The sequence below is a fragment of the Serratia sp. 201 genome (assembly GCF_037027545.1).
GTDB lineage: Bacteria > Pseudomonadota > Gammaproteobacteria > Enterobacterales > Enterobacteriaceae > Serratia > Serratia bockelmannii.
Genome location: NZ_JAXCHC010000001.1, coordinates 251,559 through 274,640, shown reverse-complemented (window position 1 = coordinate 274,640; position 23,082 = coordinate 251,559). Strand labels below are relative to the sequence as shown.

Sequence of the window (23,082 nt, the reverse complement as noted above, 5' to 3'; positions counted from 1 at the left end):
GCGGCTGCATGAGTACGCTGTTCATCGCAGATCTGCACTTGTGCGCACAGGAACCGGCAATCACTGCCGGTTTTCTGCGTTTTTTACGGCGCGAAGCGGTGCACGCCGACGCGCTGTACATCCTCGGCGACCTGTTTGAAGCCTGGATCGGCGACGACGATCCCGAGCCGCTGCATGCGGAGATCGCCGCGGCGCTGAAAACGTTGCAACAGGCCGGCGTGCCCTGCTATTTCATCCACGGCAACCGCGATTTTCTGCTCGGCAAACGCTTCGCCCGCGCCAGCGGCATGCAGCTGCTGCCGGAAGAAAAAGTGCTGGAGCTGTACGGCCGCAGGATCCTGATCCTGCACGGCGACACCCTGTGCACTGACGATCAAGCCTATCAGCAATTCCGCCGTAAAGTGCACAACCCGCTGATTCAAAAACTGTTCCTCGCGATGCCGCTGCGCTGGCGACTGAAGATCGCCGCCAAGATGCGCGCCCGCAGCCAGCAATCCAACCAGTACAAGTCGGACGCCATCATGGACGTCAACCCGCAGGCGGTCGAGCAAACCATGCTGCGCCACGACGTGCACTGGATGATCCACGGCCATACCCATCGCCCGGCGGTGCACCGGCTGGCATTGAGCAACGGCGAAGCCCATCGCGCGGTGCTGGGTGCCTGGCACGTCGAAGGATCGATGATCAAAGTCAGCGCCGACGCCGTCGAGCTGATCTCATTCCCATTCTGAATTCCGCACTGGCGCGCGAGTAAAAATTCGCGCTTTCGACGGTGAAAACCGGCGACGCAACCGTTTTCCTAGCCGTGCGCTCATGGTATGCTCTACGCCCTCATTCGGCCCTCAGCCGACGCCAGAAAAATCACAGGAGCCTTACACCCATGGGAGCCAACGCCGCTTCAGCCGCCACTACCGGGGCTAAAATCGCAATTGTAATGGGATCGAAAAGTGACTGGGCCACCATGCAGTTCGCCGCCGAAGTCCTGACCCAGCTCGATGTCCCCTTCCATGTCGAAGTCGTTTCCGCTCACCGCACGCCGGACAAGCTGTTCAGCTTCGCCGAGCAGGCTGCCGCCAACGGCTTTGACGTGATCATCGCCGGCGCCGGCGGTGCGGCGCACCTGCCGGGCATGCTGGCGGCGAAAACCCTGGTGCCGGTGCTGGGTGTGCCGGTGCAAAGCGCCGCGCTGAGCGGCGTAGACAGCCTGTACTCCATCGTACAGATGCCGCGCGGCATTCCGGTGGGCACGCTGGCGATCGGCAAAGCCGGCGCCGCCAACGCCGGGCTGCTGGCGATGCAGATCCTGGCGCTGCACGACGCCGCGCTGGCGCAGCGTTTGGCGGACTGGCGTCAGGCGCAGACCGAAGACGTCTTGAACCACCCCGATCCGCGGGAGGACGCATGAAGCCGGTTTGCGTACTGGGCAACGGCCAACTGGGGCGCATGCTGCGCCAGGCCGGCGAACCGCTGGGCATCGCCGTCTACCCTGTCGGCATCGATGCCGAACCTGAAGCGGTGCCGTATCAGAACAGCGTCATTACCGCCGAGATCGAACGCTGGCCAGAAACCGCGCTGACGCGCGAGCTGGCGACCCACAGCGCCTTCGTCAACCGTGACATCTTCCCGCGTCTGGCGGATCGCCTGACGCAAAAACAGCTGCTCGACCAGCTCGGCCTGGCGACCGCGCCGTGGCAGCTGCTGGCGAGCGCCGCCGAATGGCCGCAGGTGTTCGCTGCGCTGGGCGAGCTGGCGATCGTCAAACGCCGGGTCGGCGGCTATGACGGCCGCGGTCAATGGCGCTTGCGCCCGGGCCAGGAAGCCGAACTGCCGGCCGACGCCTATGGCGAGTGCATCGTCGAGCAAGGCATCAATTTCTCCGGCGAAGTGTCGCTGGTGGGCGCGCGCGGCCACGACGGCCGTTCGGTATTCTACCCGCTGACCCACAACCTGCATGAAGACGGCATCCTGCGCACCAGCGTGGCGCTGCCGCAGCCCAACCCGGCACTGCAGCAACAGGCCGAGCAGATGCTGGCGGCGATCCTGAACGAGCTGAACTACGTCGGCGTGATGGCGATGGAGTGCTTTATCGTCGGCGATCGGCTGCTGATCAACGAACTGGCGCCGCGCGTGCACAACAGCGGCCACTGGACGCAAAACGGCGCGTCCATCAGCCAGTTCGAATTGCACCTGCGCGCGATTCTCGGCCTGCCGCTGCCGCAGCCGGTGGTGAGCACGCCGTCGGTGATGGTCAACCTGATCGGCACCGCCGTCAACGAACAGTGGCTGTCGCTGCCGCTGGTGCATCTGCACTGGTATGAGAAAGAGGTGCGCCCGGGCCGCAAGGTCGGCCACCTCAATCTGAACGACCCGAGCGCCGCCGATCTGCGCCAGGCGCTGCAGGCGCTGGCACCGCTGCTGCCGGGTGAATACCAAAGCGGGCTGGCCTGGGCACAGCAGAAGCTGGCTTAACGGTTTATACCGCCGAAAAGAAGAAGGTTCAGCCCAGGCTGAACCTTTTTTTTGCCGCAAAGATCAACGCGAGCCGATGTTACGCAACGGTTTGCCGGCCATCAGATTGCGTTCAATATGTTCCAGAGAAATATTTTTCGTTTCCGGGATCAGCGCCAGCGTGATGAAAACAAACAGCACGTTAAGCCCCGCATAGACCCAAAAGGTGTGAGCGCTACCCAACGAATTCAGCATGGTCAGGAATGTCGCCCCCACGATCATATTGGCGATCCAGTTAGTGGCGGTGGAACAGGTGATGCCGAAATCGCGGCCTTTCAATGGCTGGATCTCTGAGCACAGCACCCAAATCAGCGGGCCGGCGCTCATGGCAAAGCCGACGATAAACATCAGCAGCATGACGATGGCGAAATATTGCTCCGCCGCCGAGTTCATGCCGATGTTCATCATGGTTCCCAGCGCCCCCATGCCGACGGCCATCACGATAAACCCAAGGATCAAAGTGGGCTTGCGGCCCCAGCGGTCTACCAGCCCAATAGCGATAAAGGTGGCCAGCACGTTGACCAGACCGACGATCACCGTGCCCCACATCTGCTGTTCCGTACTGGCGAAGCCCGCCAGACCGAAAATTTTCGGCGCGTAATACATGGTGACGTTCATCCCGGTGAACTGCTGCATCACCTGAAGAAGAATGCCAAGGAAAACCGCGCGGCGGAAATTTTTATTGCCTTTGAACAACGCCCAACCGCTTTGCTTCAGTTTGAGGCTTTCACGAATTTCATTCAGTTCATACTGCGCCTGGGCACTGCTGTCGCGCAGCTTCTCCAACACCTGACGCGCCTGCTCATGACGATTGCGCGAGGCCAACCACCGCGGGCTGTCAGGTAAAAAGAACACGCCGACCAACAACAGCCCGGCCGGGATGGTGATGACGCCCAACATCCAGCGCCAGGCACCGGTATAGCTGAATGCCGTATCAGACAGGTAAGCGGCCAGAATGCCGATGGTGATCATCAATTGATACATCGAGATCATGCTGCCACGGATTTTCTCCGGCGCGATTTCAGAAAGATAAATCGGCGCGGTATAAGAAGCGATCCCCACCGCCAATCCCAGCAGAATACGTGAAACGATCAACACCTCCACGTTGGGGGCGAACGCAGAACACAGCGATCCCGCCACGAAGAGGATAGCGCCGATCATCAAACTGTATTTGCGCCCCAGCCGGAAGTTCATCCAACCGCTGCCGATAGCGCCGACGGCGGCGCCAAACATCATTGAGCTGACCACCCACTCCTGCTGAGAGCTGGTGATCTGAAAAGTCTCGGTAATAAACGGCAGGGCGCCGGCGATCACGCCGATATCAAGACCGAACAGCAGGCCGGCCAAGGCGGCTAAAAAACAGACGAAAAAAGTCATGCCGACATGAGTCGGGCTTTTCTCCGCCGGTGTCACTTTGACGGTATCGCTCATACAGCCTCCAGGAGAAAACGGTCATCAGTGTGCGACATGATAGGAGGCAATGCGTCGAAGATAAGTGAGTGCGATCACATTAGTGAAAACGGTTACATTCCATTAAAAATGGATATGCTGTTTTTTAAGGTGGATAAAGTCGCTTAATTTATGCATAACCCTATAAATTAATGCATAAAACAGGCGAAACCGACCTGATATCCGTTGCACCGATTATCAAAGGTAGCCGTATTGACACAATATAAGTGTAATCGATTTCACTCAAGATAGGCATGAAGAGGAATAGCGCCAGTAACGCGCCCAAGAAAAACGGCAGGCCCGGCCACGCTTGGCGGCAACGGACCTGCGACAGCAAGATCAGCCCTCATAACTGCGGAACAACGCCCGGCCGCGCAGCAGGCGCACGCCCAGCCAGCCGCCGCACAGCGACAGCAGCAGCGCGCTGGCCAGCGGCAGCGCCCACCACAGCACCGGCGTCGGCGTCCACGGGAAGTCAAACACCCGGCTCTGCAGCAGCCACAGCGCCGCCTCGGCGCCTACCGCCGCCGCGATGCCCGCCACCAGCCCCAGCAGGGCGAACTCGCACCACAGCGTGCGGCGCAGCAGCCGTTTGCCGGCCCCCAGCGTGCGGTACACCACCAGCTCCTGGCGGCGCTGACGCATGCCGACCTGCACCTGTGCCAGCAGCAGTAGGCCGCCGCACAGCACCACCAGAACCACCATCACCTCCAGCGCGCGGCTGACCTGTTGCAGCACGCCGCCGACCTGTTTCAGGATCGCGCCGATGTCCAGCAGGCTGAGCGTTGGGAACTGACGGTTGAGCTGGGTCAGCATCTGGCCGTCGCCGTCGTAGCGGAAGCTGGTGAGCCAGGTCTGCGGCTGGCCGTCCAGCGCGCCCGGCGGGAAGATAAAGTAAAAGTTCGGCTTCAGGCTTTCCCAATCCACCTGGCGCAGGCTGGTGACTTTGGCGCTGAACGCCTGGGTATCGCCGCTGAAGGTCAGCGTGTCGCCCAGCGTGATCTTCAGCCGCCCGGCGATACCTTCATCCATCGAGACTTCGCCGCTTTTCGGCGGCCAATTGCCCGCCACTAACGGATTGTGATCCGGCAGTTCGGCCAGCCAGGTCAGGTTCAGCTCACGGTTCACCGCCTCGCCGCCCGGATCGTCTTCATGCACCCGTTCGGTCGCCATCTGCTGGTTTATCTCGGTCAGGCGCACCCGGACGATCGGGTAATAGGTTTCCGGTTTGATCTGGTGCTGCTGCAGGAAGGTTTTCACCTGCGGCACCTGCGCCTCGGTCATGTTGAGCAGGAAATAGTTCGGGCTGTCCGGCGGCAGCTGTTGCTGCCAGCGTTCGAGCAGATCGCCGCGCAGCACCAACAGCAGCGCCAGCAGCATGAACGACAGCGAGAACGCCGCCAGCTGGCTGATGGTCACCCACGGCTGATGCAGCAGGCGGTTGACCGCCAGCCGCAGCGCCAGGCTCTTGAGCGTGATGCGGCGCAGCAGCAGCAGGCTGCCCCAGCCGATGCCGCCCAGCAGCAGCGCCAGTACCGCCATACCCGCCAGGATCGCCCACAGCAGCGTGCTGGCCCCCATCAGCGTCACCAACAGCGCCACCACGATCGCCACCGTCACCGGCAGGAAGTAGCGCAGCGGCCAGACGTTGGCCACCACATCGCGGCGCAGCACCCGCAGCGGCTGGGTAGCCAGCAGCTGGCGATACGGCCGCAACCCGACCAGCAGCGAAATCAGCACCAGCGCGCCGAGCGCCCACAGCCACGGCCAGGCGCCGGCGGCGGGCAATGCAGCCGGCAACACCGGTTTCAGCAGGCGAATCAGCAGCGCTTCGAACGCCAGCCCGATCGCCCCGCCGCACACCGCCGCCAGCGCCATCACCGCCAGCCACTGGCCGACGATCAATTTACGCAGCGCGCCGCGCCCGGCACCAAGAGTTTTCAGCACCGCAATCAGATCGTAGCGGCTGCGGCAATAGTGGCTCATCGCCACCGCCACGGCAGCGATCGACAACAGCAGCGTCAGCAGAGCCGACAGCAGCAGGAACTGTTGGGAGCGCTGCAGCGACTTGCCGAGCGCGCTGCCGGACTCCTGTAGCCCGAACCAGCGCTGATCCGGCGTCAACTGCGGCGTCAACCGCGCTTCGTAACGCTGAATATCCGGCTCGGCGCCGGCGAACATGTAGCGGTAGGTCAGCCGGCTACCCGGCTGCACTGCGCCGGTCTTATCGACGTCCGCCAGGTTGATCATGATGCGCGGCGCGGTCTGGAACGGATTGAAACCGGCGTCCGGCTCCTGAATGATTTCACCGGCGATGCGCAGCGTGGTGTCGCCCACCTCGAGCGAATCCCCCACTTTCACGTTCAGCAGCGCCAGCAAACGCGGCGCCACCAGCACGCTGCCCGGTTCGGGCTGGATGTTGGCCGGGCGCGTTTCCAGCTTGCCGTACAGCGGATAGGCCAGATCGGTGGCTTTCACGTCCGCCAGCTGCGGCCGATCGCCGGCATAGGTCATGGTGGTGAACGACAGCTGACGACTCACCTTCAGCCCCTGTTGCTGCGCGTCCAGCAGCCAGCCTTCCGGCACCGGATGCGCGCTGCGCAACACCCGATCGCCGGCGATAAAGTCACGGCTCTGCTGGCTGAGCCCTTTGTCCATGCGATCGCTGATGCTGCCCAGCGCCAGCACGCAGGCCACGGAGAGCGTCAACGCCAACCAAACGATCAGCAGCGACGGCGAGCGCCATTCGCGCCAGAACCAGCGCCAGATCATGCTTCCTCCCATAGCTTGCCTTCACGCAGCCGCAGCCGCCGCTGGCAGCGCGCCGCCAGGGTTTCGTCATGGGTCACCAGGATCAGGGTAGTGTCAAAATCGCGGTTGAGGGAAAACAGCAGGTCGGCGATGCGATCGCCGGTCTGACGATCGAGGTTGCCGGTCGGTTCATCGGCGAACAGCACCCGCGGTCGGCCGCTGAAGGCGCGCGCCAGCGCCACGCGCTGCTGCTCGCCGCCGGACAGCTGCGCCGGCAGGTGATCGAGCCGTTTCCCCAGCCCCAACTGATCGAGCAGTTGCACCGCCTGCTCGCGGCTCTGTCTGTCGCTCTCGCCGCGCAACAGCGCCGGCAGCTGCACGTTCTCCAGCGCGTTCAGCGTCGGCACCAGCATGAACGACTGAAACACGAAGCCGACATTCCTGGCGCGCAGCGCGGCGCGCCCCTCTTCGTCCAGCGCGGTCAGCGACTCGCCGAGCAAGCGCACCTCGCCTTCGCTGCCGTCATCCAGCCCGGCCAAAATGCCCAGCAAGGTCGATTTCCCCGATCCGGATTCGCCGATCAGGGCGATCGTCTGCGCGGGTTTGACAAGCAGCTCGACTCCGGTAAGGATGGTGAGCTGATGCTCACCCTGACCAACGTGTTTACTAAGATGATGAACTTCAAGAACGTTTTCCGCTGGCATCTTCCCTTCCTTTTGCTGTTGGGATTATTCAGTTTACGCGCTGCCGCCGCCGATACCTTGTTGATTTTGGGCGACAGTTTAAGCGCCGGCTACCGCCTGCCGATCGAGCGGGCGTGGCCGACGCTGTTGGCCGAACAGTGGCAGAAAAAATCGGGCGCGCCGCAGCTGGTCAACGCCAGCATCAGCGGCAACACCGCCGCGCAGGGGCTGGCGCGTCTGCCCGCGCTGCTGAAACAGCATCAGCCGCGCTGGGTGCTGATCGAGCTGGGCGCCAACGACGGCCTGCGCGGCTTCCCGGCGCAGGACGTACAGCGCGATCTCGGCCAAATCATCACGTTGGTGCAGCAAGCCGGCGCGCAGCCGCTGCTGATGCAGATCCGCATCCCGCCGAACTACGGCCGCCGCTATACTGAAGCGTTCAGCGCCGTCTACCCGGCGCTGGCCAAACAGTTCAACATTCCGCTGCTGCCGTTCTATATGGAACAGGTGGTGGTGAAGCCGGAATGGATGCAGGATGACGGATTGCATCCCAATGGGGACGCCCAGCCGTTTATCGCCACCTGGATGGCGGAGCGCCTGGAGCCTCTAGTAAAGCATGAGTCTCACTAAATTAGGGTCGTACACTAGGTAAAGTTATGCAAAAAGCGGTATTGATAACCGGCTGTTCCAGCGGGATAGGCTTGATTGCGGCGCAGGATCTGCGCAACCGCGGCTACCGGGTGCTGGCTGCCTGCCGCAAACCGCAGGACGTGGAAAACATGCGCCAGCTCGGGCTGGAAGGCATCGAGCTGGATCTGGACGACAGCGCCAGCGTCGAGCGCGCCGCCGCCGAGGTGATCGCGCTGACCGACGGCCGCCTGTACGGCCTGTTCAATAACGGCGGTTTCGGCGTTTACGGCCCGCTCAGCCGCATTTCGCGCAGCCAGCTGGAGCGGCAGTTCGCCACCAACCTGTTCGGCACCCACCAACTGACCCAACTGTTGTTGCCCGCGATGTTGCCGCACGGCGAAGGACGCATTATTCAGACCAGTTCGGTGATGGGCCTGGTTTCCAGCGCCGGGCGCGGCGCCTACGCCGCCAGCAAGTTCGCGCTGGAAGCCTGGTCGGACGCGCTGCGCATGGAGCTGCACGGCAGCGGCATTCAGGTCAGCCTGATCGAACCGGGGCCGATCTCCACCCACTTTAGCCAGAACGTCAACCAGGCGCAGAGCGACAAACCGGTGCACAATCCCGGCATCGCCAAGCGCCTGACGCTGCCGCCGGAGGCCATTCTGCCCAAACTGCGCCACGCGCTGGAAAGCCCGCGCGCCAAACTGCGCTACCCGGTGACCCTGCTGGCGCACGCCATGAGCGTGCTGCGCCGCATTTTGCCGGGCCGCTGCCTGGATTGGCTGCTGCGCAGCAACGCTTAATTCGCCCGCCGGGGTTGAAGAATGGCGGCGCGCCCCCATCTACACCCCATGGCTCCGCACGATCAGAGAGAAAAAAGATGCTAGCTCAAGCTGTTGTTGATATTAACGAAACTAACCTGCACCAGACGCTGGAACAGTCGATGTCCATTCCGGTGCTGTTCTACTTCTGGTCCGAGCGCAGCCAACACTGCCTGCAGCTCACGCCGGTGCTGGACAAGCTGGCGGCGGAATACGCCGGTCAGTTCATTCTGGCCAAGGTGGACTGCGACGCCGAACAGATGATCGCCTCCCAATTCGGGTTGCGTTCGATTCCGACGGTCTACCTGTTTAAAGACGGTCAGCCGGTCGATGGCTTCCAGGGCCCGCAGCCGGAAGAAGCGATCCGCGACTTGCTGCAGCGTTTCCTGCCGAAGGAAGAAGATCTGAAACTGGCGCAGGCGCAAGAATTGCTGGCCGCCGGCAACGCCGCCGAAGCGCTGCCGCTGCTGAAAGACGCCTGGCAGAGCAGCCAGCAGCGCAGCGACATCGGTCTGACGTTGGCCGAAACCCAGATCGCCCTCAGCCGCAGCGAAGATGCCGAAGCGGTGCTGGCGACCATCCCGCTGCAGGATCGCGATACCCGCTATCAGGGCCTGGTGGCGCAGATTGAACTGTTGAAGCAGGCGGCGGACACGCCGGAAATCCAACAGCTGCAACAGCAGGTGCAGCAGCAGCCGGACAACGTCGAACTGGCGGTGCAGCTGGCGCTGCAGCTGCATCAGGTCGGGCGTAACGAAGAAGCGCTGGAACTGCTGATGGGGCATCTGAAGAAGGATCTGGCCGCCGCCAACGGCAGCGCGCGCAAAACCCTGATGGACATTCTGGCCGCGCTCGGCACCGGCGACGCGCTGGCCGCTAAATATCGCCGCCAGCTGTACTCTCTGCTGTACTGATATCCGTCATACTTGAAGCTGCATCCAGGCGGCAAACGTGAGAAGCCCTGGGAACTTAGATAACTAAGTGACCAGGGCTCGAACATGCAGCCAGCTTGAAATATGACGGGGATTAGCGATAGACCCGCACCCCACCCTCCACGCCCGCCGGGCTGAACAACACCTGCCACAGCTGAATGTTGCGCGAACGGAACGCGCCGGCGCAGGCGTTCAGGTAATAGGTGAACATGCGTTCGAAGCGCTCGGAATAACCGCCCATCAGATCCGGCCACGCCCGTTTGAAGTTCTCCAGCCAGGCCATCAGCGTGCGATCGTAATCGGCGCCAAAGTTGTGCCAATCCTCCATCACGAAACGCCCTTCGCTGGCCTCGGCAATATGCCGCACCGAAGGCAGGCAGCCGTTGGGGAAGATGTATTTGTCTATCCAGGCGTCGACGTTGAGATCGGTTTGATTGGAACCGATAGTGTGCAGCAGGAACAGACCGTCGGGCTTCAGGTTGCGCGCCGCGACGCTGAAGTAGGTCTCGTAGTTTTTCGGCCCGACGTGCTCGAACATGCCGACCGACACGATGCGATCAAACTGACGATCCAGATCGCGGTAATCCTGCAGCAAGATCTCGACGTCCAGCCCGGCGCAGCGTTCCTGCGCCAGCTTCTGCTGCTCGGCCGAAATGGTCACGCCGTGCACCGAGACGCCGTAGTTTTGCGCCGCAAACTGCGCCAGCCCGCCCCAGCCGCAGCCGATATCCAGCAGCGTCATGCCCGGTTTCAACTGCAGTTTTTCGCAGATCATCCTGAGCTTGGCCTGCTGCGCCTGCTCCAGCGTCTGCGCCTCTTTCCAGTAGCCGCAGGAGTATTGCATATAAGGATCGAGCATCGCCCGGAACAGGTCGTTGCCGATGTCGTAGTGCTCTTTGCCCACCTGCCAGGCACGCTTGCGCGATTGGCGATTGAACAGCCGGGCATAGGCGATGCGCGCGATGTCACTCAGGCTTTTCGGCAGCCGCTCATCGACGCCGGCCTGCAGAATGCGGGTGAACAGCATGTCCAGCCGTTCGCACTCCCACCAGCCGTCCATATAGCTTTCGCCGAAGCCGAGCGAGCCTTCCTGCAAAATGCGTTTGAACAGCGCCGGGTTATGCACCCGGATATCCCAGGCGCGCGGGCCGTTGATGGCGACGCCGGCTTCCGCCAACATCTCCTCCACAATGCGATACCAACGATCCTTCTTCTGGGCGAGTTCATCAACACTGAGCGAATCCATAACAATCCTTGGCCGAAATGTCATTTCAAAAAGCATAGTCGCAAATAAAAATGACAACTTTTTGACGGTAAATACAGGGGGTGTTTTTACTCTAGCCAAGGCGAGCAACAGCATGAAATGAATAAAAATTATTGAAATCATGCCATTTAGGCATACTTATTTTTCAGCTGTGCCACACTTGTCGTGACAACACTCTGTTCCAGACGCGGGATCCACCGCTCGCGGGTTGCGTCAGCGCCCTGGATTAAGTCGCGGTATCAGTAGGCATTTTTCCGGCGCTGACGTAATATCTGTTTACATATGTCTGACAGGAGGTTTGCATGCTTACTTTTATTCCCATCGTGATCGTCGTCGCGCTGATTGTGGTGTTCGCCGGCGTCAAAATTGTGCCGCAGGGGTTCCAATGGACGGTAGAACGCTTCGGCCGCTACACCAAAACGCTGATGCCGGGGCTGAACCTGGTGGTGCCGTTCATGGACCGCATCGGCCGCAAAATCAACATGATGGAGCAGGTGCTGGATATCCCTTCCCAAGAGGTGATTTCCCGCGATAACGCCAACGTCGCCATCGACGCGGTGTGCTTCATCCAGGTGGTCGATCCGGCGCGCGCCGCCTACGAGGTTAGCAACCTCGAACAGGCGATCGTCAACCTGACCATGACCAACTTCCGCACCGTGCTCGGCTCGATGGAGCTGGACGAAATGCTGTCGCAGCGCGACAGCATCAACAGCCGCCTGCTGCACATCGTCGATGAAGCGACCAATCCTTGGGGGGTGAAAATCACCCGTATCGAGATCCGCGACGTGCGGCCGCCGGCGGAACTGATCGCCTCGATGAACGCCCAGATGAAGGCCGAGCGCACCAAGCGTGCCGACATCCTGGAGGCAGAGGGGGTGCGTCAGGCGGCCATTCTGCGCGCCGAGGGGGAGAAACAATCGCAGATCCTGAAGGCCGAGGGCGAACGCCAGTCGGCGTTCCTGCAGGCGGAAGCGCGTGAACGCGCCGCCGAGGCCGAGGCGCGCGCCACCCAGCTGGTATCCGACGCCATCGCCAGCGGCAACATTCAGGCGGTGAACTACTTCGTGGCGCAGAAATACACCGACGCGCTGCAAAAGATCGGTTCCTCCAACAACAGCAAAGTGGTGATGATGCCGCTGGACGCCAGCAGCCTGCTCGGCTCGATCGGCGGCATTACCGAACTGCTGAAAGAAAGCAAAGGCAAATAATCATGCTCGAACTGATCGCGGCGAATCCGCTGTGGTTCTGGCTCTCTCTCGGGGGCGTGTTGCTGGCGGCGGAAATGCTCGGCGCCGGCGGCTACCTGCTGTGGAGCGGTGTGGCGGCGCTGTTGGTCGGCGCCCTGATCTGGCTACTGCCGCCGCTTTCCTGGGCATGGCAAGGCATGATCTTCGCCGTCCTGACCGTCGTCGTCGCTTACCTGTGGTGGTACTGGCTGCGTCGGCGCCCGGCAGCCGCATCCGGCGGGTCGCCGGTGCTCAACCAGCGCAACCGCCAGCTGATCGGCACCCGCGCCACGCTGACGGAGCCGATGCACAACGGTATGGGGCGCATTAATATCGGCGACAGCAGCTGGCGCGCGCAGGCGGCGGAAGATCTGCCCGCCGGCACCGAGGTGGAAGTGGTGGCGGTGGAAGGGGTCACGCTGGTGATCCGCGCCATCAGCCGTTAATTAGAACGACAACACCCCGCCAGGTTATTGATGATGGGGCACTCCGCCCCCTCATCGCCCGGGCATTGTTCCGCCAGCGTCAGCAGGCGCTGGCGCATGTTCCCCAGCTCGCTGATGTGCTTTTCGATCTCCGCCACCTTCAGCAGCGTGCGCGCCTTCACGTCGGCGCTGTGGCGGGCCGGATCGTTGAACAACGCCACCAGTTCGCGGCACTCGTCCAGGTTGAAGCCCACCTGCCGCGCCTGACGCAGCAGCGTCAGCTCTTCGACATGCTTGGCGGAATAGTGGCGGTAACCGTTGTCGCTGCGGATCGGGGCGGTAATCAGCGCTTTCTCTTCGTAAAAACGAATCGTCTTGCTGGTTAACCCGGTTTTTTTCGCGACGTCGCTAATATTCATTTTCCCTCCTTGACCTTACCCTTGCTGGAAGGTTTAAGCTCCATTCTTAGTGAAAACAGGTCAGGCGGTCAACCTTTAAACACCGCCTCTACGCAAGGAGTTCAATCATGTCACACACCACTATGCTGGCATTGCAGGGGTTGTCCTGCATGAACTGCGCGCAGCGGGTGAAAAAAGCCCTGGAAAGCCGCAGCGATGTCGAACAGGCGGAGGTTAACGTTCATTACGCCAAAGTGACCGGCGAAGCGCCGGACAGCGCATTGATCGACAGCGTGATCGCCGCCGGCTATCAGGCCGAAGTCGCGCCGCGCGCCGACACCGAACTACAGCTGAGCGGTCTGAGCTGCATGCACTGCGTCGGCAGCACCCGCAAGGCGCTGGAAGCGGTGCCGGGGGTGTTCGCCGCCGAGGTCGAGATCGACAGCGCGAAAGTGTACGGCGATGCCGATCCGCAGGCGCTGATCGCCGCGGTGGAACATGCCGGTTATCACGCCAGCGTGGCGGGTGCCGTCGTCCCAAAAACTAAGCCGTTGACTGACGCAACACCTTCGTTGCCGGACGTTCAGCCAGCGGCGCAGCCTCCCCTTCCGGCAACCGACAACGCGGACGACAGCGTACAGCTGCTGCTCAGCGGCATGACCTGCGCCAGCTGTGTCAATAAAGTGCAGCATGCGCTGCAAAGCGTCCCCGGCGTTGAACACGCGCGCGTCAACCTGGCGGAGCGCAGTGCGCTGGTCACCGGCGCCGCCGATGCGCAGGCACTGGTAGCGGCGGTGGAAAAAGCCGGCTACGGTGCCGAGATGATTCAGGACGAGACCGAACGTCGCGAACGCCAACAGCAGACCGCACGCGCCAACATGAAGCGCTTTAGCTGGCAGGCGGCGCTGGGGCTGGCGTTGGGTATCCCGCTGATGGCCTGGGGGCTGTTCGGCGGCAGCATGACGCTGACGCCGGAAACCCAGCGCCCCTGGCTGCTGGTCGGCGTCATCACCCTGGCGGTGATGGTGTTTGCCGGCGGGCACTTCTACCGCAACGCCTGGCGCGCGCTGATGAACGGCAGCGCCACCATGGATACCCTGGTGGCACTCGGCACCGGCGCCGCCTGGCTTTACTCGATCGCCGTCAACATTTGGCCCGATTTCTTCCCGACGGAAGCGCGCCACCTCTATTACGAGGCCAGCGCGATGATCATCGGTTTGATCAACCTCGGCCATGCGCTGGAGCAGCGCGCTCGTCAGCGTTCTTCACAGGCGCTGGAGCGGTTACTGGATCTGACACCGCCCACCGCGCGGCTGGTGACCGACGACGGCGAACGCGATATCCCGCTGGCGGAGGTGCAGCTCGGCATGACGCTGCGGCTGACCACCGGCGATCGCGTGCCGGTCGACGGTGAAATCGTGCAGGGCGAAGTCTGGCTCGATGAAGCGATGCTGACCGGCGAAGCGGTGCCACAGCAGAAAGGCCCCGGCGATACGGTGCATGCCGGGACGGTGGTCGACGACGGCAGCGTGCTGTTCCGCGCCGCCGCCATCGGTAGCCAAACCACGCTGGCGCGCATCATCAAACTGGTGCGTCAGGCGCAGAGCAGTAAACCGGCGATTGGCCAGTTGGCTGACCGCGTCTCGGCGGTGTTCGTGCCGGCGGTGGTGGCGATCGCCCTGTTCAGCGCAGCGATGTGGTACTTCTTCGGCCCGCAGCCGCAGCTGGTCTATACGCTGGTGATCGCCACTACGGTGCTGATCATTGCCTGCCCGTGCGCATTGGGCCTGGCAACGCCGATGTCGATCATCTCCGGCGTCGGCCGCGCGGCGGAGTTCGGCGTGCTGGTTCGCGACGCCGACGCCCTGCAACAGGCCAGCCAGTTGGACACCCTGGTGTTCGACAAAACCGGCACCCTGACCGAAGGGAAACCGCAGGTGGTGGAGATCCTGACCTTCAATCAGGTCAGCGAGCAGCAGGCGATCGGCTGGGCCGCCGCGCTGGAACAAGGCTCCAACCACCCGCTGGCGCGCGCCATCATGGAACGCGCCGCCGGGCAAACGCTGCCGCAGGTGGCGCAGTTCCGCACCCTGCGCGGCGCCGGGGTCAGCGGGGAGATCGACGGCGCGCAGTTGCTGCTGGGTAACGCCGCGCTGCTGGAACAGCATCAGGTCGCGACCGCCGAACTGGATGCGCCGATGCGCGCCCAGGCCGAACGCGGCGTGACGCCGGTGCTGCTGGCCGTTGACGGTAAACCGGCCGCGCTGTTCGCCATTCGCGATCCGCTACGCGAGGACAGCGTCGCGGCGCTGCAGCGCCTGCACCAGCAGGGATATCAGCTGGTGATGCTGACCGGCGACAACCCGGTGACCGCCAACGCCATCGCCAAAGAAGCCGGTATCGATCGGGTGATTGCCGGCGTGCTGCCGGACGGCAAAGCGGCGGCGATCAAACAACTGCAGGCGCAGGGCCAACGCGTGGCGATGGTCGGCGACGGCATCAACGACGCCCCGGCGCTGGCGCAGGCCGACGTGGGCATCGCGATGGGCGGCGGCAGCGACATCGCCATCGAGACCGCCGCCATCACCCTGATGCGTCATAGCCTGCACGGGGTGGCGGATGCGGTAGCGCTGTCGAAGGCCACGCTGCGCAACATGAAGCAGAACCTGTTCGGCGCCTTTATCTATAATACGCTGGGCATTCCAATCGCCGCCGGCGTGCTCTACCCGCTGACCGGCACGCTGCTCAGCCCGGTGGTGGCGGGCGCGGCGATGGCGCTGTCATCGATTACCGTAGTCAGCAACGCCAACCGGCTGCTGCGTTTTAAACCCAGGAAGTGAGCTCCGGGGCGCCGTCAAGGCGCCCCGCTGTTTTCCGGGCTTCCCTGCGCGGCGGATAGCGTTTAGCATGAATGACGATTTTCCCTCGCCTTGCACGCGAAAACGCGCACCCGTTATTCAGGAGCCACGCCGTATGGGTCAACTGTTACGCCGCCTCGCCGCCTTTCTCGGCCTGATCTCGCCCAAAAGTTACGCTTATCCGGCGCTGGACATCACCCTGCCGGGCGAACGTCGGCTGCATCTGGTGGGCAGCATCCATATGGGCACCGTCGATATGTCGCCGCTGCCGCCCCGGCTGGCCGCCCGGCTGCAACAGGCCGACGCGCTGATCGTCGAAGCCGATATCACCGGCGCCGCCTCCCCTTTCGACCACGCCGAACAGCAGCCGGAGCTGGAACAGCGCCTGTCCGCCGAAGAGTATCAACAGCTGCTGGCGCTGTGCCACGAACTGGGCGCCGACCCGCACGCCTTCGCCACCCTGCCCGGCTGGCAGGTGGCGCTGATGATGCAGGCGCGGCAGGCTCAGCGTCTGGGGCTGCGCGCAGAGTACGGCGTAGATTATCAGCTGCTGCAGGCCGCCCGGGCGCAGGACAAACCGGTGATCGAACTTGAAGGGGCGCAGCAGCAGTTGGCGATGCTGGAACAGCTGCCGGAAGGCGGCATCGCGCTGCTGCGCGATACGCTGGAACACTGGCATACCAACGCGCGGCTGCTGCAAACCATGGTGAGCTGGTGGCTGGACGCCAAACCGCGCGGCACGCTGGACACCTTGCCCGCCACCTTCAGCGCCGGGCTGTACGACGTGCTGATGCACCAGCGCAATCGCGACTGGCGGCGTCAGCTGGAGGCACTGCCGGCCGGGGACTATGTGGTGGCGGTTGGCGCATTGCACCTGTATGGCGAGGATAACCTGCCGGCGATGCTGCAGCCGCAGGGGTAAAAAAGTGGCCAATATCGCTATTGGCCAGTCAAAGAGGAATTTCTTGTATTCTAGTTATACGCATAGCAACCGTGTTAACGGTTACAGTAAACAGGGTAGCAACCCGGTGAATATCTTGGCAACCCGCTTTATGTAACAGCCGCTCAGGTTGCCGTGCAGGTTGGATTTTTGTATTTTTAAGACTGGTTATCACCCCTTCCCCGCTGGGGACATTTTGGACAACACATCATGACGCCCGCAGTCGTTCTGCTTGAAAAACAAAAGGTCGCCTTCACCCTCCATCCTTATCACCACGACAGCGACGAAACTAATTTCGGCGACGAGGCGGTGAGAAAGCTGGGGCTGGATGCCGATCGGGTTTACAAAACCTTGCTGGTGGCGCTGAACGGCGACGCCAAACACCTGGCGGTGGCGGTCACGCCGGTCGCCACCCAGCTGGATCTGAAAAAGGTTGCCCGCGCCCTCGGCGCCAAAAAGGCCGAGATGGCCGATCCGCAGCTGGCGCAGCGCGTCACCGGGTATCTGGTGGGCGGCATCAGCCCGCTGGGGCAGAAAAAACGGCTGCCGACGGTGATCGACAGCCCGGCGCAAGCGTTCGCCACCATCTACGTCTCCGGCGGTAAACGCGGGCTGGACATCGAGTTGGCCGCCGCCGATCTGTGCCTCCTGCTGGCCGGCAGCTTCGCCGACATCGCCAAACGCGACTGACGCCGCGTACTCAGCGGCACACCACCGTGGCATCACAGGCTGCCAGCGTTTCCACCAGGCGGTCCTCCAGCGCCTTCACCTCCGCGCCGGGCACCAGATAGTTGTTGCTGATGATGGCGAACGCCAGCGGCCGCCCGGTCGCCGAATCGACATAGCCGCTGAGCGACGAGACCCCGGTCATGGAGCCGCTCTTGGCGTGGGCGCGGCCCGCCGCCGCCGTCTTCACCATACGGCTCTGCAGCGTGCCGCCCACCAGCAACCCCGGCTGGCCCGCGACGGGCAAAGCGCGATACCAGTCGGCGAACCACGGCTGTTTTCTGGCCGCCAACAGCAGCGTCGTCAGCTGTTGCGGCGTGATCTGGTTCATGCGCGACAGCCCTGAACCGTCCACCTGACGGTACGCGCCGGCCTCGATGCCCTGGCTTTGCACAAACTGGCCGATCGCCTGCAGGCCGGCGGCCCAATCCCCCTTACCCTGCGTCTTGCGGCCCATCGCTTTGGTCAGTACCTCACCGTAACCGTTATTGGACACTTTCAGGAAGGTGACGACCAAGCGGGAGAGCGGCGGCGAGTTTTTTTGCGCCAGCAGCTGTGCGCCGGCTGGCGTCACACCCTCTTCAGCATTACCGCGCAGGGTAATGCCGTGCGCGCGCAGGGCATTTTGCAGTAAGGCACCAACCACGCGGGTGGGTTGATCGACAGTGATCAATCGCGAACGAGCCTCCGCCTGCGCGGCAATGGTGCCGCTGACCACAACCCGGTTACTGCCCGGTTGGCGCTCGAACGTCAGTGCGGTGTCGCCGCCGGTGCTGGTACGGTTGACCAGCGTCACCGCGTCATTGGCGGGATAGAAGCTCACCCGCCCCGGCGCACCGGCGCGGGCGCCCGGTTGCACATCCACCCGCACCACGTTGATATCGCCGCCGGGGGTAAAGGCGTAGTTTAGCGCCGAGATCGGTGCAGCGAAGGCAAAGGGTTCATCGTCCCAGCTCCAGCCGGCGCCGAATGGCGTTTGATCGAACGCGCTGGCGTCCAGGATCAGCCGCCCATGAATCTGGCGAACGCCGCGCTGCGCCAGCGTGGCGGCGAAGGTGTCGAGATCGTCAGGATGCAACGTCGGATCGCCGCTGCCCTGCAGATAGAGATCCCCCTGCAAGGTGTTGCCGCGCTGTTCACCGGTGGTCAGCAGCCGGGTTTCAAACCGGTAATCCGCCCCCAGCACGCCGAACGCCGCCAGAGAAGTGAACATCTTCATGTTGGAAGCCGGCGCCAAACGCTGCTCCGCGTGCGCCTGATAAAGCACGGTGCCGCTCTCGGCATCGCGCACCATCACGCCGCTCGACGCCCCAACCAGCGCCTTGTCCTGGCCGAGGGCCGCCAGCGCCTGGCTAAGCGTTTGCTCATGACCTTGGCCGGATGACGAACACCCCGCCAGCGCCAGGATGGCGGGCAGCAGCCAGCCTGCGGTTTTCAACATGTCATCTTCCTGTTTGCGTTATCAAAACCAAATTGTCGCTCAGGCTATCATTGGAAGGCAGCGGTGGCGAGAATGTCCGCCCCGTTTATCATTCAGCTACGCGCAGGCAACGCCAAACGACGCTCGTTGTGCGCCACCCGCCACGCCAACAGCAGCACGCAGAGACTGCAGAGCGACAGCACGGCACCCAGGTGCAGCGACAGCCCCGCCAGCACCAGGCCACCGCCGAGCATCAGGTAATACATCAGGCCAAGGATGGCGCCGGCAGTGCCCATGCAGTCTTTATAATGGCGCAGCGCGCGCGCCAGAATATTGGGAATGGCGATGCCGTACGCCATCACCACCAGCATCATCGGCAGAACAAACCACAAGGTCCCTTCCAGCAGCAATACCAGCAGGCCGCCGGTCAGCGACAGCGCGCAGGCCAGCATCAACAGTGCGGGGAACAGCCAGCGTTTGCCGATCAAAAACTTGTTGATCGCCGCGCCGATACCCACTCCGACCGCCAATACCAAACCGGTATAACCGAACCACTGCGTCGGCAATCCCAACGCTGAGAAGTGGAATGGCGCCAGTTGGTAATAGCTGAACATGCAAATATTGAACAACGCCACCAACAGCGCACTGAGCCAAATATCCCCGTCCTTGATCATCCGCCCCAGCGTGCCGAAAAATGAACTCTTCACCACCTGTTGCGGACGCGTCTCCGGCAGTTGCCAACCGGCATAGCCCAACAACAGCGCCGCCAACAGCGCCAAACCGCCGAACACCCCCTGATAGCCCCAATAGTAAGTCAGCACTGCGCCGCTCAACACGCCAACCGCCGGACTGATCGCCATGGCGATCCCCATCACCGAGAACACCCGCGCCAACTCATAACCGTCGAAGCGATCGCGAATCGCCGTTTGCGTCCCGACCGAGCCGACCGCCGCGCCAAAGGCGGCCAGAACACGCGCCGCCAGCAGCACGCTGAAGCTGCCGCTGAACAGCGCGATGATAGAAGCCAGCAGATAGAGCGTCAGCCCGGCCAAAATGGTAGGACGCCGCCCGATGACGTCGCACATCCGCCCCCATACCACCACGCCGAGCGCAAAAGCGAAAAAGTAACAAGAGAGCGTTTGCGCCGCCATCTCCGCACTGACCCGGAAACCGTGCGCAATGTGCGTCAATGCCGGGCTGTAGATGGTCTCCACCACCTGGGGAAACATCATCATCGACGTCGCCAACGTCAGCGTCAGTTTACGTTGCATAACAGATCCTGTAGCCAAGAATAGGCTGCACAAGGTAGCATCAGCTCCCCGGTACCGATTACAATATAAAAGACAATAAATTTACAAAATCGGACATACTATGGCGTGGCTTCAGGCGCAGGACAGTTTTAATCCGGATACGCTCGACAACGGGGTACTCGGGATCGCCGCCGAACTGGCGCAGCACGACTCGGGCACGCATTGGCATGACAGGGGGCAGTTGCTGTTCTGTCAGCAAGGCAGCATGCGCATCACGCTCAACCAAAGCATCTGTATGCTGCCGCCGGGCAGAGTCGCCTGGATCCCGCCGCAGGTGGCTCACCGCGTTCAGGTCAACGGCGTCGTCGGTTACCGTTCGCTTTATCTCGACGCCAATCGCTATGCCTGTCTGCCTGCGCAGCTTGCCGTACTGACAGCCTCGCCGCTGCTGCGCGAGGTGTTGGAACGCATCGCGTTCGCCGCCTTCGACACCGACTGGCAGCACGGGCCTCACGCCAATATTCTGGCGGTCTGCCTCGACGAGATCGCCGCCGCACCGCGCGAACTGACGTTGCTGCAGCTGCCCAGCGACCGGCGCCTGCGCCATCTGGCCAATCTGGACATGCTTCCGCCGCTGCACGAGCTATCGCGCTATAGCGGCGCTTCCGAGAAAACCATCAGCCGGATTTTCCGCCGTGAAACCGGTCTCAGTTATCAACAGTGGCGTCAGCAATGGCGCCTGATCAAAGCGATAGAGATGTTGGCCGCAGGGCTGAGCCAATCCGAGGTCGCCGGCCAGCTGGCGTTTTCCAGCGACAGCGCCTTCGCCACTTTTTTCAAGAATATGATGGGTTGCCCAGCGAGGGCGTATATGGAGAGACGAAAGTAAGACGCCGTCTAAAACGGCAACGCCGACAGAAGGCGTTGATGGAGAGGAGGCTCGCGAAGGCGGGCACGGCGCCCCCGCGACAAGCGAGAACGCCGTTCCGCTACACCTCTATCGATAGACGATCTCGCCCTTTGGCTCGTAGGCCGCCGCATCCAGCGGCGAGTGTTTCTCGATGTACTGCTTCAGCACTTCGGCATCGATAAAACCGGTGTTGACGTAGCTCGGCAGCCCGTCCAGCTTCGGATAGCCGTCGCCGCCCAGCGCATTGAAGTTCAGTGTCGCCATGCGGTAGGTTTTATCCGCCTGCAGCGGCTGGCCGTTAATCTTCACCTCGCTGACGCCCTTGCCGTCCGCCACTAGGCTGACGTTGGCGAACTGGGCGTAGGCGCCGGAGTCCGGCTTCATGTTGGCCACCACCGCCAGATACTGTTCAACCTCACGGCCTTTCATATCGACATGCACCAACGTGTTGCCAAACGGCTGCACCTTGAGCACGTTCTTGTAGGTGATATCGCCGCTTTCAATCGAATCGCGCACCCCGCCGCCGCTCATCACGGCGAAGTCGGCGTCGGCGCGCTCCCTCTGCGCCGCCAGCATCACCCGAGCCAGGTTGGTCTGCACGAAGCGCACCTTGCTGCGATCGCCTTCAAGCTTGCCGTTGACGCTGCCGATCTTCACGCCCAGCTGCGCCTTGCCCTTATCCTGGAACGGCGTCAGCAGCTTCATCATGGTCGGATCTTCCGCAATCTGCTGGGTGTAGTACACCCGCTCGCTGGTGCCGTCCGCCTTCTCCACCTTCTTCTTCAGGTTTACCGGGATCAGCTGATAATGCACCAGCTTCAGCTCGCCGTTGCGGAATTCGAAGTCGGCGCGACCCACGTATTTCCCCCACTCATGCGCTTGCACGATCCAGGTGCCGTTCTGGCGATCCGGCGAGCACGGTGTGCCCGGCACATAATCCACCTGTTTGCGGTTGTCGCCGGCCATACACACCGGATCCTGTGAGTGGCCGCCGACGATCATGTCGAGATATCCGGCCGGCAGGCTGCGCGCCATCTCCACGTCGCCCGGCGCATTCGAGCCGTGTTCGCCGTTATCGTAGTGCCCCATGTGGGTGGCGGCGATAATCACGTCCGGCTTCTCGTCCTTGCGCAGTTGCTCCACCACCTGCTTCGCTTCCTGCGCCGGCACGCGGAACTCCATGTCGGTGAAGTACTCCGGGTTGCCAATCTTAGCAGTGTCGTCGGTCGTCAGGCCGATAACGGCAATCTTGATGCCCTGCTTGTCGAACAAGGCGTAAGGCTTGAACAGGCGTTGGCCGGTGCTTTTCTGATAGATATTGGCGGACAGCAGCGGGAAAGTTGCCCATTTCTCCTGCTGGCGCAGTACGCTCAGCGGGTTGTCGAATTCGTGGTTGCCGATCGCCATCGCGTCATAGCCCACCAGGTTCATGCCGCGGAAGTCCGGCTCGGCGTCCTGCAAATCCGATTCCGGCACGCCGGTGTTGATATCGCCGCCGGACAGCAACAGCAGGCTGCCGCCCTGCGCCGCCACTTCCTGACGAATGCCGTCCACCAGCGTTTTCTGCGCGCCCAGACCGTATTCGCCGTGATCGTTCTGCCAGAAGTGACCGTGATGATCGTTGGTATGCAGAATGGTGATGGCGTAGGTCTTATCCTTTTCCCAGGCACTGGCGGCCCCCGACAGCAACGTCAGGGAAACGGCCAGCGCGCATGCGGTGGTTTTCAGCGAAAAACGCATGGCGGATCTCCGTGTATTCAATAGCTTTTATGATGAGGGCGGAATTGTAGCGCGAATTAATGACAGCTGATTTCAAATTTTTGCGATGTGAGTCTGATTATTTCAGATATGGTAAAAATTGGGCGCCCTGCCTAAGATGTCATCTCTGTGC

General features: G+C 62.3%; 20 protein-coding genes. 12 read left to right on the top strand and 8 right to left on the bottom strand.

From position 1 onward, the window contains the following. Nucleotides 1-8: 8 nt before the first annotated feature. The 3 genes from WA302_RS01460 to purK all read left to right on the top strand — a co-directional run bounded on the left by WA302_RS01460 (nucleotide 9) and on the right by purK (nucleotide 2,469). A complete protein-coding gene (locus tag WA302_RS01460; RefSeq protein ID WP_043135719.1) occupies nucleotides 9-731 on the top strand; it encodes a UDP-2,3-diacylglucosamine diphosphatase in 723 nt (240 codons plus the stop codon). A gap of 149 nt (nucleotides 732-880) precedes the next feature. Beyond that, complete coding sequence (purE, locus tag WA302_RS01455; RefSeq protein WP_025301815.1) at nucleotides 881-1,405, top strand: 5-(carboxyamino)imidazole ribonucleotide mutase; 525 nt, start codon at nucleotides 881-883, stop codon at nucleotides 1,403-1,405. Beyond that, complete coding sequence (gene purK / locus WA302_RS01450; RefSeq protein WP_004940189.1) at nucleotides 1,402-2,469, top strand: 5-(carboxyamino)imidazole ribonucleotide synthase; 1,068 nt, start codon at nucleotides 1,402-1,404, stop codon at nucleotides 2,467-2,469. The genes purE and purK overlap by 4 nt, the downstream gene beginning before the upstream one ends. Nucleotides 2,470-2,532: 63 nt before the next feature. Here the strand turns inward: purK and WA302_RS01445 are convergent, their stop codons facing one another. The 3 genes from WA302_RS01445 to ybbA all read right to left on the bottom strand — a co-directional run bounded on the left by WA302_RS01445 (nucleotide 2,533) and on the right by ybbA (nucleotide 7,412). Further along, nucleotides 2,533-3,939 (bottom strand): sugar porter family MFS transporter, encoded by a 1,407-nt coding sequence (locus WA302_RS01445; protein ID WP_043135713.1) that lies wholly within the window; start codon nucleotides 3,937-3,939, stop codon nucleotides 2,533-2,535. A gap of 357 nt (nucleotides 3,940-4,296) precedes the next feature. Continuing rightward, nucleotides 4,297-6,729: a putative ABC transporter permease subunit YbbP gene (ybbP, locus tag WA302_RS01440; protein WP_043135711.1), complete on the bottom strand. Its 2,433-nt coding sequence runs from the start codon at nucleotides 6,727-6,729 to the stop codon at nucleotides 4,297-4,299. Beyond that, the gene (ybbA, locus tag WA302_RS01435) at nucleotides 6,726-7,412 is read right to left on the bottom strand and encodes a putative ABC transporter ATP-binding protein YbbA (RefSeq protein WP_025301812.1); all 687 of its coding nucleotides are present in this window, start codon (nucleotides 7,410-7,412) and stop codon (nucleotides 6,726-6,728) included. Before ybbA ends, ybbP begins: the two co-directional genes overlap by 4 nt. Here ybbA and tesA point away from each other — a divergent pair. The 3 genes from tesA (at nucleotide 7,383) to WA302_RS01420 (ending at nucleotide 9,756) form a co-directional block, all read left to right on the top strand. Then, complete coding sequence (gene tesA / locus WA302_RS01430; protein WP_336063430.1) at nucleotides 7,383-8,021, top strand: multifunctional acyl-CoA thioesterase I/protease I/lysophospholipase L1; 639 nt, start codon at nucleotides 7,383-7,385, stop codon at nucleotides 8,019-8,021. The genes ybbA and tesA overlap by 30 nt on opposite strands. A 26-nt stretch (nucleotides 8,022-8,047) precedes the next feature. After that, nucleotides 8,048-8,824, top strand: a complete 777-nt coding sequence (locus tag WA302_RS01425) for an SDR family oxidoreductase (RefSeq protein WP_004940195.1) — start codon at nucleotides 8,048-8,050, stop codon at nucleotides 8,822-8,824. Between the two features lie 77 nt (nucleotides 8,825-8,901). Then, a complete protein-coding gene (locus tag WA302_RS01420) occupies nucleotides 8,902-9,756 on the top strand; it encodes a co-chaperone YbbN (RefSeq protein ID WP_025301810.1) in 855 nt (284 codons plus the stop codon). A gap of 112 nt (nucleotides 9,757-9,868) precedes the next feature. Here WA302_RS01420 and cfa read toward each other — a convergent pair whose 3' ends face one another. Next, nucleotides 9,869-11,020 (bottom strand): cyclopropane fatty acyl phospholipid synthase, encoded by a 1,152-nt coding sequence (gene cfa, locus WA302_RS01415; protein WP_049295151.1) that lies wholly within the window; start codon nucleotides 11,018-11,020, stop codon nucleotides 9,869-9,871. Between the two features lie 320 nt (nucleotides 11,021-11,340). On the opposite strand from cfa, the gene WA302_RS01410 reads away from it, so the two are divergent. Both WA302_RS01410 and WA302_RS01405 read left to right on the top strand, forming a co-directional pair. Continuing rightward, nucleotides 11,341-12,246: an SPFH domain-containing protein gene (locus tag WA302_RS01410; protein WP_004940203.1), complete on the top strand. Its 906-nt coding sequence runs from the start codon at nucleotides 11,341-11,343 to the stop codon at nucleotides 12,244-12,246. Between the two features lie 2 nt (nucleotides 12,247-12,248). After that, entirely contained in the window at nucleotides 12,249-12,710 is a 462-nt protein-coding gene (locus WA302_RS01405) for an NfeD family protein (protein WP_025301808.1), read from the top strand. Here the strand turns inward: WA302_RS01405 and cueR are convergent. Further along, nucleotides 12,707-13,108 carry a Cu(I)-responsive transcriptional regulator gene (gene cueR / locus WA302_RS01400; protein WP_197837016.1) on the bottom strand — a complete coding sequence of 134 codons (402 nt, stop codon included), beginning with the start codon at nucleotides 13,106-13,108 and terminating at the stop codon, nucleotides 12,707-12,709. The two genes, WA302_RS01405 and cueR, sit on opposite strands and share 4 nt — an antisense overlap. 107 nt (nucleotides 13,109-13,215) lie before the next feature. On the opposite strand from cueR, the gene copA reads away from it, so the two are divergent. The 3 genes from copA (at nucleotide 13,216) to ybaK (ending at nucleotide 17,575) form a co-directional block, all read left to right on the top strand. Then, entirely contained in the window at nucleotides 13,216-15,927 is a 2,712-nt protein-coding gene (copA, locus tag WA302_RS01395) for a copper-exporting P-type ATPase CopA (protein ID WP_336062392.1), read from the top strand. A 133-nt stretch (nucleotides 15,928-16,060) separates the two neighbouring features. Then, nucleotides 16,061-16,867, top strand: a complete 807-nt coding sequence (locus WA302_RS01390; RefSeq protein ID WP_025301805.1) for a TraB/GumN family protein — start codon at nucleotides 16,061-16,063, stop codon at nucleotides 16,865-16,867. Between the two features lie 228 nt (nucleotides 16,868-17,095). Beyond that, a complete protein-coding gene (gene ybaK, locus WA302_RS01385) occupies nucleotides 17,096-17,575 on the top strand; it encodes a Cys-tRNA(Pro)/Cys-tRNA(Cys) deacylase YbaK (protein ID WP_025301804.1) in 480 nt (159 codons plus the stop codon). A gap of 10 nt (nucleotides 17,576-17,585) precedes the next feature. On the opposite strand, the gene dacB is transcribed toward ybaK, so the two are convergent. Both dacB and WA302_RS01375 read right to left on the bottom strand, forming a co-directional pair. After that, nucleotides 17,586-19,052, bottom strand: a complete 1,467-nt coding sequence (dacB, locus tag WA302_RS01380; RefSeq protein WP_043135694.1) for a D-alanyl-D-alanine carboxypeptidase/D-alanyl-D-alanine endopeptidase — start codon at nucleotides 19,050-19,052, stop codon at nucleotides 17,586-17,588. 92 nt (nucleotides 19,053-19,144) lie between these two features. Beyond that, nucleotides 19,145-20,302: a multidrug effflux MFS transporter gene (locus WA302_RS01375; RefSeq protein ID WP_025301802.1), complete on the bottom strand. Its 1,158-nt coding sequence runs from the start codon at nucleotides 20,300-20,302 to the stop codon at nucleotides 19,145-19,147. A 100-nt stretch (nucleotides 20,303-20,402) separates the two neighbouring features. Here WA302_RS01375 and WA302_RS01370 point away from each other — a divergent pair, with 100 nt between their 5' ends. Further along, complete coding sequence (locus WA302_RS01370) at nucleotides 20,403-21,170, top strand: AraC family transcriptional regulator (protein WP_025301801.1); 768 nt, start codon at nucleotides 20,403-20,405, stop codon at nucleotides 21,168-21,170. A gap of 108 nt (nucleotides 21,171-21,278) precedes the next feature. On the opposite strand, the gene ushA is transcribed toward WA302_RS01370, so the two are convergent. Continuing rightward, a complete protein-coding gene (ushA, locus tag WA302_RS01365) occupies nucleotides 21,279-22,931 on the bottom strand; it encodes a bifunctional UDP-sugar hydrolase/5'-nucleotidase UshA (RefSeq protein WP_025301800.1) in 1,653 nt (550 codons plus the stop codon). Nucleotides 22,932-23,082: the final 151 nt, after the last annotated feature.